Raw genomic sequence first — 1006 nt, forward strand, 5'->3', positions numbered from 1 at the left:
ATGACATTGAAAAAAACACTTTTATTAATTTGCTTGTTTATTAGTAGCATATTTTCATATGGGCAAATAAGAATTTCTGAAGTTATAAAGCAATCTGAAATAGTTAGTAACAATCAAAGTAAATTATATTTTATAGATTTTTGGGCTACTTGGTGCGCACCATGTATTAGTGCTTCAAAATATTTAACTGTTTTACAAAAACAACATGCTAATGATTTGCATATTGTTTCACTATCTCAAGAAAACGCAGCTATAGTAACCAATTTTTTAACCAAACATAATTTACAATTAACTACGGCTATTGATTATGATGGCGAAACATTTAAAAAATACAATGTGCAAAGTTTGCCCTATGGTGTTTTAATTGATGCTAATGGTAATAAACTTTGGGAAGGCCATCCGGCTAATCTAAAAGCACATACGTTACAAGGTTTTGTAAACAATAGTAATTACATGAAAACTTTTGAAGATGTTTTTGAAATTATAACTTCTGAAAACACGGTGGCTGAAAGTTATTTACCTAGAGAAGATATTGAAATTGAAGAAACTAATGTTATTGAAACTGAAGATTTTCAAATAATAAACAAACATACTTATGTTGAGCTGCAAGGACGTTTAAATGCCATTTTAGCTTATGGCTGGAAGGTTAATATAAACCAAGTAAATGTTGATGAAGCTGATAACAAGTATTACAAATTGTATTTGAAAAAAAGCTCAAAACATTACAGAAATTTTCCTGACACTTTTTTAAAGAAACTTAAAATGAAGTTAAAAACACAAACTGTTTTAACTGATAGTTATGTTTTAGATATGAATGCGTCAACCTTATGGGATACGTTTCAAATTGATTGGGAAGATAACCCGGAACGTTTTTTAATTGGAGATTCTGATATTAAGGCAGATAATGTGTCTGTAAACGATATGGTTTACATGCTTAGTAAAGTGTTAGAAAAGCCTGTAGTTGTAAAAAACAGTAAATCAGTTAATAATGAGCGTTTACACGATT

General features: G+C 29.1%; 1 protein-coding gene. It reads left to right on the top strand.

Annotated features, from left to right (window positions below; genetic code table 11):
• Positions 1-6: 6 nt before the first annotated feature.
• Positions 7-1006, top strand: a 1000-nt coding sequence (locus tag FUA24_RS05135) for a TlpA family protein disulfide reductase (protein WP_222861320.1), incomplete at its 3' end; no start/stop codon positions are given.

It is taken from the genome of Seonamhaeicola marinus (assembly GCF_008085455.1).